This window comes from Streptomyces sp. BV286 (assembly GCF_019090165.1).
Classification (GTDB): Bacteria; Actinomycetota; Actinomycetes; order Streptomycetales; family Streptomycetaceae; genus Streptomyces.
This window is the reverse complement of sequence record NZ_JAHRIB010000030.1, coordinates 1-16,880: the sequence shown is the minus strand read 5'-3', so window position 1 is coordinate 16,880 and position 16,880 is coordinate 1. Positions and strand designations below refer to the sequence as shown.

General features: G+C 72.5%; 10 protein-coding genes. 9 read left to right on the top strand and 1 reads right to left on the bottom strand.

Annotated elements, in window-relative coordinates; all coding sequences use genetic code 11:
- The 7 genes from KUF83_RS04495 to KUF83_RS04465 all read left to right on the top strand — a co-directional run.
- On the top strand, positions 1-857 hold an 857-nt coding region (locus KUF83_RS04495; RefSeq protein ID WP_217453214.1), incomplete at its 5' end, for an ABC transporter ATP-binding protein.
- Positions 854-2,755: an ABC transporter ATP-binding protein gene (locus KUF83_RS04490; RefSeq protein WP_217453213.1), complete on the top strand. Its 1,902-nt coding sequence runs from the start codon at positions 854-856 to the stop codon at positions 2,753-2,755. The genes KUF83_RS04495 and KUF83_RS04490, both read left to right, overlap by 4 nt.
- Positions 2,752-4,524, top strand: a complete 1,773-nt coding sequence (locus KUF83_RS04485; protein WP_308402910.1) for an ABC transporter ATP-binding protein — start codon at positions 2,752-2,754, stop codon at positions 4,522-4,524. The genes KUF83_RS04490 and KUF83_RS04485 overlap by 4 nt, the downstream gene beginning before the upstream one ends.
- Positions 4,521-6,314, top strand: coding sequence for an ABC transporter ATP-binding protein (locus tag KUF83_RS04480; protein WP_217453212.1), 1,794 nt, complete (start codon positions 4,521-4,523; stop codon positions 6,312-6,314). The genes KUF83_RS04485 and KUF83_RS04480 overlap by 4 nt, the downstream gene beginning before the upstream one ends.
- Before the next feature lie 412 nt (positions 6,315-6,726).
- Positions 6,727-8,823 carry a M4 family metallopeptidase gene (locus tag KUF83_RS04475; RefSeq protein ID WP_308402909.1) on the top strand — a complete coding sequence of 699 codons (2,097 nt, stop codon included), beginning with the start codon at positions 6,727-6,729 and terminating at the stop codon, positions 8,821-8,823.
- 316 nt (positions 8,824-9,139) lie between these two features.
- Positions 9,140-10,792, top strand: coding sequence for a M4 family metallopeptidase (locus tag KUF83_RS04470; RefSeq protein ID WP_217453210.1), 1,653 nt, complete (start codon positions 9,140-9,142; stop codon positions 10,790-10,792).
- A gap of 72 nt (positions 10,793-10,864) precedes the next feature.
- Positions 10,865-11,368, top strand: coding sequence for a DUF1990 family protein (locus tag KUF83_RS04465; RefSeq protein ID WP_217453209.1), 504 nt, complete (start codon positions 10,865-10,867; stop codon positions 11,366-11,368).
- 31 nt (positions 11,369-11,399) lie between these two features.
- Here KUF83_RS04465 and KUF83_RS04460 read toward each other — a convergent pair whose 3' ends face one another.
- Positions 11,400-14,018, bottom strand: a complete 2,619-nt coding sequence (locus tag KUF83_RS04460; protein WP_217453208.1) for a glycosyltransferase family 1 protein — start codon at positions 14,016-14,018, stop codon at positions 11,400-11,402.
- 472 nt (positions 14,019-14,490) lie between these two features.
- On the opposite strand from KUF83_RS04460, the gene KUF83_RS04455 reads away from it, so the two are divergent.
- Positions 14,491-15,690, top strand: coding sequence for a S8 family peptidase (locus tag KUF83_RS04455; RefSeq protein ID WP_217453207.1), 1,200 nt, complete (start codon positions 14,491-14,493; stop codon positions 15,688-15,690).
- 239 nt (positions 15,691-15,929) lie between these two features.
- Positions 15,930-16,880, top strand: a 951-nt coding sequence (locus KUF83_RS04450) for a maltotransferase domain-containing protein (protein ID WP_254643366.1), incomplete at its 3' end; no start/stop codon positions are given.

Genomic DNA, 16,880 nt, shown 5'->3' with positions numbered 1-16,880 from the left:
GCTCCGCCGTGCACAACGGCGGGCCCCTCGCCGCCGCCTCGCGCACCGGTGCCTCACCGACGGCCGAGGGCGCCGACGTCGGGGCCGGGGCCACCGGATCCGGAGGGCTCCGCTTTCACGGGGTGCGGTTCCGTTACCCCGACGCGCCCCCGGACAGCGTTCCCGTCCTCGACGGGATCGACCTGCACATCCGACCGGGCGAGACCATGGCCCTGGTGGGCGGGACCGGTTCCGGGAAGACGACCCTCACCGCGCTCGTCCCCCGGCTGCACGAGGTCACGGCGGGCCGGATCACCCTGGACGGTGTGGACATCACCGCGATGCCCAGGCAGTCCCTGCGCGCCCTCGTGGCCGTCGCCTTCGAGGAGCCCACGCTCTTCTCCGCCGGGGTCGGCGACAACGTCCTGATGGGCGCCCCGGACACCGCGGGCGAGGCCGACCTGCACCGCGCCCTGGCCGTCGCCCAGGCGGACTTCGCCCACGCGCTCCCCGACGGGACGGACACCCAGGTCGGCGAGCAGGGCCTCAGCCTCTCCGGCGGCCAGCGCCAGCGGCTCGCCCTCGCGAGAGCGGTCGTCGGCAACCCCCGCTTCCTCGTCCTGGACGATCCGCTCTCCGCCCTGGACGTCCACACGGAGGCCCTCGTCGAAGCGGCCCTGCGCCGCGTCCTGGCCGGGACGACCGCCCTGGTCGTGGCCCACCGCCCCTCCACGGTGCTGCTCGCCGACCGCGTGGCCCTGCTCTCCGGTGGCCGCGTCACGGCCGTCGGCACCCATCACGAACTGCTGCGGACGAGCGCGGAGTACGCCTGGCTGATGTCGGGAAGCACGGAGACCACCGAGAGGGAGACGCGATGACGGCGCCCACGACCACCGCGCCGACGGACGACCACGACGAGAACGACCTGAGCGGCGGGCGGGGCGGGGTGCAGCCGGCGCCCCCCAAGGACGGCGACCCGTTCGACCGTGACGCCCTCCCCGCGCCCCCGCGTGCGACGGCCGCCCTCCTGCGGTCCCTGCTCTCGCCGCTGAAGGCCCGCGTGGTCCTCGCGGCGGTCCTCCTCCTGCTCCAGCAGGCGGCGGTGCAGGCGGGCCCGCTCCTCGTGGCGTACGCCATCGACCGCGCCGTACCGGCCCTGCGCGACGGCGACCACGGCCCGCTGATCGCGGTGGCCGTCGCCTACGCGCTGTGCTCGGTGGCGGCCGGCGCCCTCCAGTACGGCTTCGTCCTCGCGTCCGCCCGCGTCAACCAGGACGTCCTGCTCGACCTGCGCGGCAGGATCTTCCGCCACGCGCAGGCGCTCAGCGTCGACTTCCACGAGCGCTACACCTCGGGCCGGCTCATCTCGCGTTCCACGACGGACGTCGAGTCGCTGCGCGAACTGCTCAGCGAGGGCCTCCAGGAGCTCATCACCGTCATCCTGTCGTTCGTCTACATCTCGGCGATGCTGCTCTGGCTGGACCTCGGCCTCGGCGCGGTCGCGGTGGCGTCGTTCGTGCCGCTGTACCTGCTCATCCGGCTCTACCAGCGCCGCGCCGGGCGGATCTTCGGCATCCGCTCCACCGCCATCGCCGCCGTCATCGTGAAGTTCGCGGAGACGATGAACGGCATCAGGCCGGTCCGCGCCTTCCGCCGGGAGGCCGTCAACGACGCGGACTTCGGCGCGCTCAACAGCCGTCACGAACGCATCAACGGCGACGCCATCCTGGAGATGGCCCGCTATGTCATCGGCTCCCGCCTGGTCGCCAACACGGCGGTCGCGGGGATCGTGCTGTGGGGCGCCCACCGGGTGGCCTCCGGCTCACTGGCACTGGGCGTGCTGGCCGCCGCGGTGCTGTACCTGCGCCGCCTGTACGACCCGATCGACCGGCTCGGCATGTTCCTCAACTCGTACCAGTCGGCGGCCGCCTCGCTGGAGAAGATCGCGGGCCTGCTGGCCCAGGTGCCCACGGTGCCGGAGCCCGCGCGGCCCCGCACCCTTCCCGCGCCGAAGTCCGAACACCCGGGCCGCGAGGTCGTCTTCGACGACGTCCGCTTCGCCTACCGCACGGGCGGCGAGGTCCTCCCGGCCTTCTCGCTGACGCTCCCGGCGGGCCAGACCGTCGCCGTGGTCGGCACGACGGGCGCGGGCAAGTCGACCCTGGCCAAGCTCCTGGCCCGTTTCTACGACCCCACGGAGGGCCGGGTCGCCCTGGACGGCGTGGATCTGCGCGAGCTCCCGGTGCCCGAACTGCGCCGCGGTGTCGTCATGGTGACGCAGGAGGCCTTCCTGTTCTCCGGCACGGTCGCCGAGAACATCGCCATCGGCCGCCCCGACGCCTCCCGCGAGGACATCGAGCGGGCCGCGAAGGCCATCGGCGCCCACGACTTCATCAGCGCCCTGCCGGACGGCTACGACACGGACGTACGCAAGAGGGGTGGGCGCATCTCCGCCGGTCAGCGGCAACTCGTCGCGTTCGCACGGGCGTTGCTCGCCGACCCGGCGGTCCTCATCCTCGACGAGGCGACCAGCTCCCTCGACGTGCCGGGCGAACGGGCCGTCCAGCGCGCCATGCTCACGGTCCTGCGCGGGCGTACCGCGGTGGTCATCGCCCACCGTCTGTCGACGGTCGAGATCGCCGACCGGGTCCTCGTCATGGAACACGGCCGCATCGTCGAGGACGGCAGTCCCGAGCGGCTGATCGCGGACACGGGCCGGTTCGCGGACCTGCACCGGGCGTGGCGGGACAGCCTCGTGCAGGGACACGCCGAGTGAGCCGGGAGCGACTGAACCGCGAGCGGACGAACCGCGAGAGCGAGGTCGCATACGGGGATCCGGGGACGCCCGACTGCCGTGGCGGCGCCCGCTATCTCTGGTGGCTGGTCGCCAGCCAGCCGGGCCGGTCGGCGGCGGGCGCGCTGCTGGCCACGGTGTGGCTGGTGCTCATGGCGCTGACGCCGTATCTGCTGGCCCGTGCGATCGACGACGGTCTCGAGCCGGGCGACCTGGCGGCGCTGACCGGCTGGTCGGCCGCGCTGCTGGGTCTCGGCGTGTTCAACTCCGTGGTGGGGGTCCTGCGCCACCGCACGATGACCAAGGTCCGGATGGACGCCAACTTCCGTACGGTGAAGGTCGTGGTGGGGCAGGCGACCCGGCTGGGCGCCGGGCTGTCCCGGCAGACCGCGAGCGGCGAGGTCGTCACGATCGGCGTGGGTGACGTGCTGACGATCAGCCAGTCCCTGACCGTCGTCGGGCCCGGCGTCGGTGCGGTCGCCGCCTATGTGGTGGTGGCGGGACTGCTGCTGTCGGTCTCGGCGCAGCTGGCCGCGGTGGTCCTGCTCGGAGTGCCGGTGATCGTCGTGCTCGTCGGTCCGCTGCTGGGGCGGCTGCGGGGCACGGAGTCGGAGTACCGCGAGCGGCAGGGCGTGCTGACCGCTCGGATCGGGGACCTCGCCGGCGGTCTGCGCGTCCTCAACGGCCTCGGCGGCAAGGGCCTGTTCGCCGACGCGTTCCGCCGGGACTCGCAGCGGCTGCGGGCGCAGGGGTACCGGGTCGGGTCGGTGACCAGCTGGATCCAGGCCCTGGGCGTCGGGCTGCCGACGGTGTTCCTGGCCGTCGTGACCTGGCTGGCGGCCCGGCTCGCCGCCGAGGGCTCGCTCACCGTCGGCGAGCTGGTGGCCGTGTACGGCTATGCCGCGGTCCTGGTGGGTCCTGTGGCCTTCTTCGTGGAGTGCGGCCACCAGATCAGCCGGGGCGTGGTGGCCGCCCGGCGCGTCGTACGCTTCCTGGCCCTGGAGCCCCTGACGACGGACGGCTCCGCGCTGGACGCCCCGGCGGAGCCGTCGGTGCTGCACGATCCGCGGTCCGGTGTCCGGCTGGCGCCGGGGACGCTGACCGCGCTGGTCGGCGCCCGTCCGGCGGAGTCCGCCGCCGTGGTCGACCGGCTCGGCCGGTACGCGGCGTCGGAGGCGACCTGGGGCGGCGTCCGCCTCGACGGGATCGCCCTGCCGCAGGTACGGGAGCGCATCCTGGTCGCGGACAACGAGGCCGACCTGTTCGCGGGCACCCTGCGCGACCTGCTCTCCGGCCGCCGGGACCGCGACGAGAGCGCCGTCGCCCGGGCCGTGCACGCGGCCGTCGCGGAGGACATCGTGCTCGGGCTGCCCGACGGGCTCGACACGGCCGTCGACGGGCAGGGCCGCAGCCTCTCCGGCGGGCAGCGGCAGCGCGTACGCCTCGCGCGGGCCCTGCTCGCCGACCCCGAGGTGCTGCTCGCGGTCGAGCCCACCTCGGCGCTCGACGCGCACACCGAGGCCGCGGTCGCCGCCCGGCTGCGGGCCGGGCGCTCCGGCCGTACGACCCTGGTCACCAGCACGTCGCCGCTCGTGCTCGACCAGGTGGACACGGTGTACTACCTGGTCGACGGCAAGGTCGCGGCCGCCGGCGGCCATCGCGAACTCCTCGACGGGGAGCCGGGGTACCGCGCGCTGGTGGCCCGTGACGCGGACAGCGAGGAGTTCGACGCCGAGGAGGCCGTCCGATGAGTACGCAGTTGCCGGTGGCCGAGCCGGCCGGTGTGCGCGCGGCCGCCGCCAGGCTGATCCGTGCGGACGGCCGCGCCTTCGCCGTCGTGCTCGCCCTGAACGCGCTGGCGGCGGCGGCCGGTCTGGTCGGTCCGTGGCTGCTCGGCCGCATCGTCGACGAGGTCCGGGCCGGCGCCGGTGTCGCCGTCGTGGACCGGCTGGCGCTCGTCATCCTGGTGTGCGCGGTGGCCCAGCTGCTGCTGGCGCGGGCCGCCCGGCTCGTGGGGCACCGCTTCGGCGAGCGGACGCTGGCACGGGTGCGTGAGGAGTTCGTGGACCGGACGCTGGCGCTGCCCGCCTCCGTGGTGGAGCGGGCGGGCACCGGCGACCTCACGGCCCGTGGCACCGCCGACGTCGCCGCGGTGGGTACGACCCTGCGGGACGCCGGACCCGAACTGCTGGTCTCGTCGGTGCAGGCGCTGTTCCTCGTCGGCGCGGTCTTCGTGCTCGATCCGCTGCTGGGCTGCTGCGCGGTGCTCGCCCAGGCCGGTATCTGGTTCTCCCTGCGGTGGTATCTGCGCCGGGCCCGCGCCGGTTACCTCGCCGAGGGCGCCGCCACGTCGGAGGTCGCCGAGATCGTCTCGGCCACCGCCTCCGGCGCGCGCACGGTCGAGGCCTTCGGTCTGCAGCGCCGGCGCGTCGCCGAGAGCCGGGACGCCCTGGAGACGTCCCGCCGCACCCGCATGCACACGCTGTACCTGCGGTCCGTGTTCTTCCTGACCGTGGAGGTCTCGTACGTCCTTCCCGTGGCCGTCGTGCTGATGGTCGGCGGGGCCCTGCACGCGCGGGGCGCGATGAGCCTGGGCGCGGTGGTCGCGGCGGCCCTGTACCTGCGCCAGCTGGAGTCGCCGCTCGACACGGTCCTGATGCGGGTGGAGCAACTGCAGAGCAGCGGCGCCTCGTTCGCGCGGGTGGAGGGCCTCGGCCGGGCCCCGCGGGCCCTGCCGTCGGGCTCTCCCGCCCCGGCGGACGACCGGATCGACGTGCGGCGGGTGCGCTACGCGTACGACCGCGGCGGCGAGGTGCTGCGCGGGGTCGACCTGACCGTGCGGCCCGGGGAGCGGCTGGCCGTCGTCGGGCCCTCCGGCGCCGGGAAGACGACTCTGAGCCGGCTGCTCGCGGGCATCGACGCGCCGCGCTCCGGCACGGTGACGGTCGGCGGGGTGCCGATCGCCGACCTGGATCCGGAGCAGCTGCGGCGGCAGGTCGTCCTCGTCACGCAGGAGCACCACGTGTTCCTGGGTACGGTCCGGGACAATCTGCTGATCGCCGAACCGACCGCCGGTGACGGGGAGTTGTGGGCGGCTCTGGCGGCGGTCGGCGCCGACGACTGGGTCCGGGAACTGCCGGACGGGCTCGACACGGAGCTGGGCCGCGGTGGCCCGCACCCGGTGGCGGGCGGCGCCCCGCCGGGTCAGGCGCCGGTGACGGACGGCCCCCGCGCGCAGCAACTGGCGCTGGCCCGGGTCGTACTGGCCGACCCGCACACCCTGATCCTCGACGAGGCCACCGCGCTCCTCGACCCGGCGACCGCGCGTCACACGGAGCGCGCGCTGGCCGCCGTGCTCGAAGGACGCACCGTCATCGCCATCGCGCACCGCCTGCACACCGCGCACGACGCGGACCGGGTGGCCGTGATGGAGGACGGCCAGCTGACCGAGCTGGGCACCCACGAGGCCCTCGTGGCGGCCGGCGGTGCGTACGCGTCCCTCTGGCACTCGTGGCACGGCGAGCGCACGGGCCCTTCCTGACCGGCCGCCCCGGCCCGGGCCACGCTCCGGATGCCGCCGCCCCCGGCCCTCGCCACGCTCCGGACGCCGCCGCCCCGGCCCGCGCCGCGCTCGGGATGCCTCCGCCATGGCCCTCTTCGGCAACGGGTTCGTATACCGAACATGACCACCCGGACAACGAACCCTTTCCGGCCAACTTCTTGATGCGCACCTGACAGGAGGGTCGATCTCCTGCCACTCTTCCCACGACCGCTCCACAGCAACCCCACATGCATCGCTGTGACGTGGCCGTACCCCCACGCACGCCCGCACGTGCCCCACGCAAGTGGCTCTGCCCGCAAGTGGTTCTGCGTTCCGCCTTGTTCTGCCCGGGCGGCTCCCGACCGTCCGGTCCCCCCTGGCCATGCGTTCCGTGGCCACGCAGAAGGAGTCCGTGTTGAGACGCACCTCCCACAGACGCACCTCCCACACCACCGGCACCACTCACAGCGAAGGCGCTTCCCCCACCGCGTTCACCTCCCGCTCCACCCGGCGCAAAGCGGCGGCCGGCGCGCTCGTCGCCGTCGCCGCCCTGCTCGCCGCCGCCGTCCAGTCGGGCGCCGCGACCGCCGACACCCGGCCCGCGCCGGGCAAGCTCGACAAGGGCGCCCTGGCCGTCAAGCTCTCCCCCGCCCAGCGCGCGGCGCTGATCCGCGACGCCGATTCCGCGAGGACGGACACGGCGAAGCGGCTCGGCCTGGGCGCCAAGGAGAAGCTCGTCGTCCGTGACGTCATCAAGGACGCCGACGGCACGGTCCACACGCGCTACGAGCGCACCTACGCCGGACTCCCGGTCCTCGGCGGCGACCTGGTCGTCGACACGGACCGGGCCGGAAAGACCGAAGCGGTCACGCGCGCGGTGAAGGCCCAGCTCAAGGGCATCACCACCAGCGCCGCGGTCAAGCCCGCCACCGCCGAGAAGCAGGCGCTGAAGGCCGCCGCGGCGGAGGGCTCGAAGAAGACCGAGGCGGACCGCGCACGCAAGGTGGTCTGGGCGGCCGACGGCACGCCCGCCCTCGCCTACGAGACGGTCGTCGGCGGACTGCAGCACGACGGCACCCCGAACGAACTGCACGTCATCACGGACGCGGCGACCGGCAAGAAGCTGTACGAGTACCAGGGCGTCGAGACCGGCACCGGCAACACCCAGTACAGCGGCTCGGTGCCCCTCGGCACCGCCCAGTCCGGGTCGAACTTCACCCTCTCGGACACGGCGCGCGGCAACCACCGCACGAACAACCTGAACCGCGGCACGTCGGGCACCGGCACCCTCTTCTCGGGCGCGGACGACGTGTGGGGCAACGGCGCGGCGTCCAACCTGGAGACGGCGGGCGCGGACGCCCACTTCGGGGCGGCGCTGACCTGGGACTACTACAAGAACGTCCAGGGCCGCAACGGAATCCGCGGTGACGGCGTCGGCGCCTACTCCCGCGTCCACTACGGCAACAACTACGTCAACGCCTTCTGGCAGGACTCCTGCTTCTGCATGACGTACGGCGACGGCTCGGGCAACGCCAAGCCGCTCACCTCGATCGACGTGGCCGCGCACGAGATGACCCACGGCGTCACCTCCAACACCGCGGGCCTCAACTACAGCGGCGAGTCGGGCGGGCTGAACGAGGCGACCTCCGACATCTTCGCGGCGGCGGTGGAGTTCCACGCCGACAACGCGCAGGACGTCGGCGACTACATGGTCGGCGAGAAGATCGACATCAACGGCGACGGCACCCCGCTGCGCTACATGGACAAGCCGAGCAAGGACGGCGACTCCAAGGACAGCTGGTACTCGGGCATCGGCTCGATCGACGTCCACTACTCCTCGGGCCCGGCGAACCACTTCTTCTACCTGCTCAGCGAGGGCAGCGGCGCCAAGACGATCAACGGGGTCTCCTACGACTCGCCGACCTCCGACGGTCTGCCGGTCACGGGCATCGGCCGCGAGAAGGCCGCGCTGATCTGGTTCAAGGCGCTCACCACCAAGTTCACCTCCACGACCAACTACGCGGCGGCCCGCACCGGCACGCTCGCGGTCGCGGGTGAGCTGTACGGCACCACGAGCGCCGAGTACACGGCGGTGCAGAACGCCTGGGCCGGCATCAACGTCGGTGCCCGGCCCGGTGGCGGCGGGGGCGGCGGCACGTCGTTCGAGAACACCACCCCGGTGTCGATTCCGGACAACGGAGCCGCTGTCACCTCGTCGATCACCGTCTCGGGCCAGGCAGGCAACGCGCCGGCGAACCTGATCGTGACGCCGGACATCACGCACACCTGGCGCGGTGACCTGGTCGTCGACCTGGTGGCGCCGGACGGCTCGAGCTACCGCCTCAAGCCCTTCAGCTCCTCGGACTCGGCGGACGACGTCAACGAGCCGTACACGGTCAACGCGTCCTCCGAAGTCGCCAACGGCACCTGGCAGTTGAAGGTGCAGGACCAGGCTGCGCAGGACGTCGGCAGGATCAACGGCTGGAAGATCACCTTCCCGCAGACGTAGGCGCGCGGAACCGCACGGACGACGACGCCACCCCGGGGCCCAACTGCCCGGGGCGGCGCCCTCTTTGCTTCCCCGTTGCCGTGACCTTGCCGTCGCCTTCCGGTTCCATGACCGGGCCTTTACCGCCGATCAAGTCCGCAATGCGTACGCGGATCTTCGGGCACCGGACGATTTCCGGCCAACCTCTATTCGCCCCGCTGACATGTACGCGACCTAACTGGCACTGTTCACCTCGCACAGCACACCCGCACCGCAACTTCACCACCGCCCGACCGGTCCCCCATACCGGTCGGTCACCCCCCACGAAGGAGCATGTGTGACCCCCCTCTACGCGCGTCGCAACCGCACCACTCTGGCCATCGCCACCGCTGTCGCGGCCGGAGCCCTCCTCACCACCGGACTGACCACCGGTGCCTCCGCCCAGTCCCCGGCCGACAGATCCAGCGGGACGGCCCTCGCCGCCTCGCCGGTCCAGCTGTCGGCGGCGGCCCGTACGAGCCTCATCAAGAAGGCCGACGCCGCCACCACGGAGACCGCCGACGAGATAGGTCTCGGCGCGAAGGAGAAGCTGGTCGTCAGAGACGTCGTCAAGGACGCCGACGGCACGACCCACACCCGCTACGAGCGCACGTACGCCGGACTCCCGGTCCTCGGCGGCGACCTGGTGGTCCACGAGACCAAGGCCGGCAGGACCGAGAGCGTCACGAGGGCAACGAAGGCCGCCATCAAGGTCTCCGACGTCACCCCGGACATCGCCAGGTCCACCGCCGAGAAGCAGGCCGTTCGGGCCGCGAAGGCCGAGGGCAGCAAGAAGTCGGCCGCCGACAAGGCGCCCCGCAAGGTCGTCTGGGCGGCGAGCGGCAAGCCCGCCCTCGCCTACGAGACGGTCGTCGGCGGCTTCCAGCACGACGGCACCCCGCAGCAGCTGCACGTCGTCACCGACGCCGAGACGGGCAAGAAGCTGTACGAGTGGGAGGCGATCCAGACCGGCACCGGCAACAGCCAGTACGCCGGCAAGGTCACCATCGGCACCTCGCTCTCGGGCTCGACGTACCAGCTGAACGACACCGGCCGGGGCGCCCACAAGACGTACAACCTCAACCGGGGCACGTCCGGCACCGGCACCCTCTTCACCGACGCCGACGACACCTGGGGCACGGGCGCCGCGTCCAACACCCAGACCGCCGCCGTCGACGCGCACTACGGCGCCCAGGTCACCTGGGACTTCTACAAGAACGTCCTCGGCCGCAGCGGCATCAGGAACGACGGCAAGGCCGCCTACTCCCGCGTCCACTACGGGAACGCGTACGTCAACGCCTTCTGGAGCGACAGCTGCTTCTGCATGACGTACGGCGACGGCTCGGGCAACACCAAGCCACTCACGTCCATCGACGTGGCGGGCCACGAGATGACCCACGGCGTCACGTCCAACACCGCGAAGCTGGTCTACAGCGGTGAGTCGGGCGGCCTGAACGAGGCCACCTCCGACATCTTCGGCACGGCGGTGGAGTTCTACGCGGCCAACTCCTCGGACGTGGGCGACTACCTCGTCGGCGAGAAGATCAACATCAACGGCAACGGCACCCCGCTGCGCTACATGGACAAGCCGAGCAAGGACGGCTCGTCCAAGGACAGCTGGTCCTCCAGCCTGGGCGGCATCGACGTCCACTACTCCTCGGGCCCGGCGAACCACTTCTTCTACCTCCTCTCGGAGGGCAGCGGCGCCAAGACGATCAACGGGGTCAGCTACAACTCCCCGACGTCCAACGGGTCGACGGTCACCGGCATCGGCCGCGACAAGGCCGTCAAGATCTGGTACAAGGCGCTCACCGAGTACATGACGTCCACGACGAAGTACGCGGGCGCCCGCACGGCGACGCTGAACGCGGCGTCGGCGCTGTACGGCGGCACGGCGAGCACGGAGTACAAGGCGGTCGCGGCGGCCTGGGCCGCCGTGAACGTGAACTGACGACCGGACAGTTGAGCGTGGGCGGTACCCGGGACGAAGGCATTCCCGGGTACCGCCCTACTCTTGGGTCCCATGCCCTTCACGTACGAGGACGTCGGCGCGACCCGCGACGGCCGGTGCCCACCCGGCTTCCACCCCCTGCACGTCCGCAGCCGCATAGGCGAGGGCCACGAGGTCTTCACGTCCGCTTCCCAGGCGGTCCTGACCTGGGAACTCCACAGAGCGGTCGGCGTCACGATCACCACGGACGCGCCGCAGGCGGCCCCCGGCGTGGACGTGACCGTCGGCCTTGGCCCGTTGCAGGCCCCCTGCCGCATCGTCTGGACCCTGGACGAACCCCGCCGCGCCGGCTGGGCCTACGGCACCCTCCCCGGCCACCCGGAGTCCGGCGAGGAGGCTTTCGTGGTCGACCGCACGGGCGACGGCACGGTCTGGCTGACCGTGACCGCCTTCAGCCGCCCGGCGAAGTGGTACGCGAAGGCGGGCGGAGCCGCGACGCGAGGCTTGCAGCATGCCTATGCGCGCAGGTGCGGGGTGGTGCTGCGGCGGATGTGCGCGGGGGACGACGAGGCATAGGAAAAGAAGCGGCCCCGCCGGTCGCGGCAGGTCACCGCATCAAAACCCCCGCCCCCTCCACCAGCTCCTCCGAAGGCCCCGCCACCAGTCCCAGTTCCGCTCCCGACGCCAGCAGGCGGTGGGCCGGCAGGATGCGGACCGTGTAGCCGAAGGAGCCGGTGCGGTCCAGGGACAGCGGGCCCTCGTAGAGCCAGCGGCCCTCCAGGTCCGGGCCTCCCACCGGTTTCAGCGGCACGGCCGACCCGTCGGTGATGCGGTCCTCCGCGTCGACGCGGCCCGAGACCGCCTGGACCTCCACGTCGTCCGGGACCAGGTCGCCCAGGCCCACGCGGACCCGCAGGGAGAGCGTCGAACCGAGTTCGGCCGTCGAGGTGGCGGCCGTCGTCTCGACGTGGTCGACCGTGACGTGCGGCCAGGCCGCCCGCACCCGCGCCTTCCACTCCGCCAGCTCCCCGGCGGAGGACCCGTCCATGGCGCGGTGGGCGAGGGCCGCCGGCGTGTAGAGGCGCTCCACGTACTCGCGGACCATGCGGCCCGCCAGGACCTTCGGGCCCAGGTGGGTCAGGGTCTGGCGGACCATCTCGATCCAGCGGTCGGGCAGGCCCTCCTGGCCGTGCTCGTAGAAGCGCGGGGCCACGCGCTGTTCCAGGAGGTCGTAGAGGGCGGTCGCCTCCAGTTCGTCGCGGCGGTCGTCGTCGACCGCCGTGCCGTCCGCCGTGGGGATCGCCCAGCCGAAGTCGGGCTGGAACCACTCGTCCCACCAGCCGTCCAGGACCGAGAGGTTGAGGCAGCCGTTCAGTGCCGCCTTCATCCCGGACGTCCCGCACGCCTCCAGCGGGCGCAGCGGGTTGTTGAGCCAGATGTCGCAGCCCGGGTACAGCTTCTGCGCCATCGCCATGCCGTAGTCGGGGAGGAAGACGATGCGGTGGCGTACGCGCGGGTCGTCGGCGAACCGCACCAGCTCCTGGACCAGGCGTTTTCCGCCGTCGTCTGCGGGGTGGGCCTTGCCCGCCACCACGATCTGGATGGGCCGCTCGGGATGCAGCAACAGGTCCATGAGCCGGTCCCTGTCCCGCAGCATCAGCGTCAGCCGCTTGTACGAGGGGACGCGGCGCGCGAAGCCGATGGTCAGGACGTCCGGGTCCAGCACGCCGTCGATCCAGCCCAGTTCGGCGGTCCCCGCGCCACGCTGCCGCCAGGACGCGTGCAGCCGCTCCCGTACCTCCGTGACCAGCTTTTCGCGCAGGACGCGCCGCAGGTCCCAGATGTCCTGGTCGGGGATGTCGGCGACGGCGTCCCAGCGGTCGGAGCCGCCGACGGTCATGGCGTCCTGGGTGCGCTGCACGCCGATCTGGCGGGCGCCGAGCCGGAACACCTCGGGTGCCACCCAGGTGGGCGCGTGCACGCCGTTCGTGACGGAGGTGATCGGCACCTCGTCCGGGTCGAAGCCCGGCCAGAGTCCGGAGAACATCTCCCGGCTGACGTGTCCGTGCAGCAGGGAGACCCCGTTGGCCCGCTGGCCGAGGCGCAGGCCCATCACCGCCATGTTGAAGAGGTTCGGCTCACCGCCCGGGTACGTCTCCATCCCCAGGCGCAGGACGCGTTCGACGTCGATGCGCGGGAGTTCCGCGTCGGGGCCGAAGTGGCGGGCCACCAGCTCCCGGTCGAAGCGGTCGATCCCGGCGGGCACGGGGGTGTGGGTCGTGAAGACGGTGCCGGCCCTGACCGCTTCCAGTGCCGCGTCGAAGCCGAGTCCCTCGTACGACAGTTCGTGGATGCGTTCCAGGCCGAGGAATCCCGCGTGCCCCTCGTTCGTGTGGAACACCTCGGGCCGGGCGTGGCCCGTCAGACGGCAGTACGTACGGACGGCACGCACACCGCCGATGCCGAGGAGCATTTCCTGGAGCAGCCGGTGCTCGCTGCCGCCGCCGTACAGCCGGTCGGTGACACCGCGCTCGCCGAGGTCGTTCTCCTCGACGTCGGAGTCGAGCAGCAGCAGCGGGACGCGGCCGACCTGGGCCAGCCAGACGCGTGCGTGCAGGGCCGTGCCGCCGGGGAGTGCCAGGGACACCTGGGAGGGGGTGCCGTCCGGTTCGCGGAGCAGGGAGAGGGGCAGTTCGTTCGGGTCCAGGACCGGATAGTGCTCCTGCTGCCAGCCGTCGCGGGACAGGGACTGGCGGAAGTAGCCGTGCCGGTAGAGGAGTCCGACGCCGATCAGGGGCGCGCCGAGGTCGCTGGCCGCCTTGAGATGGTCCCCGGCGAGGATGCCGAGGCCTCCGGAGTACTGCGGCAGCGCGGCCGTGATGCCGAACTCGGGTGAGAAGTAGGCGATGGCGGCGGGGAGTTCGGACGTCTGGGACTGGTACCAGCGGTCTCCCGTCACGTAGTCGTTCAGATCGTCGGCGGCCGTGGACAGCCTGTGGAGGAAGTTCCGGTCCTCCGCGAGTTCGGTCAGCCGTGCGTGCGACACGCTCCCGAGGAGGCGTACGGGGTCGCAGCCGGAGGCGGCCCAGCGCTCGGGGTCCACGGACTGGAAGAGGTCACGGGTCTCGGCATGCCAGGACCAGCGCAGATTGCGCGCCAGATCGCTGAGTGGGTGAAGGGCTTCGGGGAGTACGGGACGCACGGTGAATCTGCGGATGGCCTTCACGAGCTTCCACCTTCACGGATGGACGGACCAGGGCGGCGTACCAGGACTGGTTCCACCGCCGGGATTCCGTGCCGCCCGCCGGGCGGACGACGGGAGCCCGACGGCAGGACCCCGAGGGGCACACGTCGGTGTGCGCCCTTCGTCACCCACGACGGTAGCGGCGAGGGTGCCTTCGCAACTACGGCGCGAAGTGCTCCGCGGGACGTGCGGCACCACGACTGCGGGCGGTCCCGGCCGGTCGCGCGGTTCCCGCGCCCCCCGCGTGCCCCATGCGCACGCACGGGGGATATGGCCGATTCCACCCCATCATGCGGCCTTGTGGCACTTCACACCGCACGAGAGGCTGCCGAGTGGCGGTCCGGCGCGGCACTTCCACGGCCCTTCCCGGGGCCCTGTGAGGCCTGCCAGAACCCTCACGGGGCGGGGGCGACAACGGCCGGGGCACGCCGAGTCGAGGAGGGGAACCCACACCATGGCAGTGACGCGCACGCGGCGGCCGCGCCGGGCGGGAGGCCTGACGGCGGTCATGACGGCCGGCGTGCTGTCGGCTCTCGCCCTGCCCGCCCACGCCGCCCCCGAGGGGCGGATATCCGGCAGTGGCGGCGCCGGCACGGTCAGTGGCAGTTACATCGTGACCCTCGAAGGGGGGACGAGGGCTCCGTCGGCTGCGGGCCGGGCCGTCGCCACCGGGTACGGAGCGGAAATCAGCCACACCTACGGCACCGCGCTCAACGGCTACGCGGTGCGGGCCGACGAGCGGCAGGCCACACGTCTCGCCGCCGATCCCCGGGTGGTCTCGGTCTCACGGGACGCCGCGGTGGCCGTCGAGCGCCGGCAGCCGGATCCGCCGTGGGGGCTCGACCGCATCGACCAGCGGAGCCTGCCTCTGGACGGCGGGTACACCTGGACCGGTCGGGCGGGGCGGGGCGTGACGGCGTACGTCATCGACACCGGCGTACGCGTCACGCACAAGGACTTCGGTGGCCGGGCGCGCTCCGGCTGGGACTTCGTCGACGGCGACGCCACCGCCCAGGACGGGCAGGGCCACGGCACGCATGTGGCGGGCACGATCGCGGGCACGCGGTACGGCGTCGCGAAGCAGGCGCGGATCGTCGCCGTCCGCGTGCTCGACGACGACGGGGCCGGCACCCTGTCGCGGGTCATCGCGGGCATCGACTGGGTGACCCGGCACGCGAGGAAACCGGCCGTCGCCAACATGAGCCTCGGCGGTCTCGCCGACCCGCAGCTGGACGCCGCCGTGCGCAACTCCATCGCGTCCGGCGTCACCTACACGATCGCGGCGGGCAACGACGGCCGCCCCGCGAGCCGCTACTCACCGGCCCGTGTCAAGGAGGCGATCACGGTCGGAGCGGGCGGCAAGAAGGACGCCAGGGCGGACTTCTCCAACTGGGGCGCGCGGCTGGACCTCTTCGCTCCGGGCGTGGACGTCACTTCCGCCTCCTACGCGAGCGACACCGGAAGGTCGACCCACTCGGGTACCTCGATGGCGTCGCCTCATGCGGCGGGCGCGGCCGCGCTGTATCTTGCCGGCCATTCCTCGGCGACCCCGGCCGAGGTGGGCAAGGCTCTCGTCAAGCGGGCGGTGAGCGGGAAGATGTCCAATGAGGGTCCCGGTTCACCGGACAAGCTGTTGCAGGTCAACAGCCCCTAAGTAATTGCGCATTCACCGACCGGCCCAGTCCCGGGAATCCTTGGCAGATTCTTGACAGATCAGTGGCGGATTCTCATCGGGCGAGGCCGGTCTTGTGTGTAGACATACGCGCGAGTAGTTAACAAAGTGCCGGATTGCCTACCCGAAAAGGGTGGGAAGGCTCCACCGGTAACGCACCGCAGGACCCACCTCCCCACACCCTCATCCGCCCACCCACGTTGACGCGGACAGGAGCGGTCATGCCCGCCATGCACCACCAGCCGTCACAACCCCCGACGCCCGGCACCACCCCACCCCCCGACCCGGGGGAGAAAGCCGACCGGCCACAGCCGCCGAAGGCCAGGACCGCCAAGAGGGCGGACCCGTCCGGGGCGGCGGACCCGGCCAAGCCGCCGAAGCCCGCGAAGTCGCCGAAGCCGGCGAAGTCTGCGAAGTCGGCCAAGCCGCCGGCCGCCCGCGCCGCGCGCGCCACCCCCGCCGCGCCCGCCGCCTTCGTCCCGGCGAGCGCCCCCGTGATCGGCCGCATCCCCGTCCTGGACGTGCGCCCCCTCGTCGCGGGCGGCCGCCGTCCCGCGAAGGCCGTGGTGGGAGAGTCCTTCGAGATCTCCGCGACGGTGTTCCGCGAGGGCCACGACGCGGTCGCCGCGAACGTCGTCCTGCGCGACGCCGAGGGCCGCACCGGCCCCTGGACACCCCTGCGCGAACTCGCCCCCGGCACGGACCGCTGGGGCGCCACCGTCTCCGTACCGGAGCCGGGGAACTGGACCTACACCGTGGAGGCCTGGGGCGACCCGATCGGCACCTGGCGCCATCACGCCCAGATCAAGATCCCGGCGGGCATGGACACCGAACTCGTCCTGGAGGAGGGCGCGCTGCTGTACGAGCGCGCCGCGGCCGGAGTACCGAAGAGCAAGGGGCGCCGGGACGCGGTCCTCGCCGCCGCGGACGCCCTGCGCGACACCGACCGGCCCGCCGCGGCCCGCCTGGCCGCCGCGCTCACTCCCGACGTGCACCACGTCCTCGCGCGCCATCCTCTGCGCGAGCCGCTCTCGTCGTCCGACCCGCTCCCCCTGCTGGTGGAGCGGGAGCGGGCGCTGTTCGGCTCCTGGTACGAGTTCTTCCCGCGTTCGGAGGGCGCCCTGGTCGAGCCGGGCAAGCCGCCGGTCAGCGGCACCTTCAAGACCGCGGCG

Bases quoted from the DNA above. Each gene is read 5' to 3' on its own strand.
- KUF83_RS04490 (WP_217453213.1), top strand. From the start codon at position 854: ATGACGGCGCCCACGACCACCGCGCCGACGGACGACCACGACGAGAAC.
- KUF83_RS04455 (WP_217453207.1), top strand. From the start codon at position 14,491: ATGGCAGTGACGCGCACGCGGCGGCCGCGCCGGGCGGGAGGCCTGACG.
- KUF83_RS04480 (WP_217453212.1), top strand. From the start codon at position 4,521: ATGAGTACGCAGTTGCCGGTGGCCGAGCCGGCCGGTGTGCGCGCGGCC.
- KUF83_RS04465 (WP_217453209.1), top strand. From the start codon at position 10,865: ATGCCCTTCACGTACGAGGACGTCGGCGCGACCCGCGACGGCCGGTGC.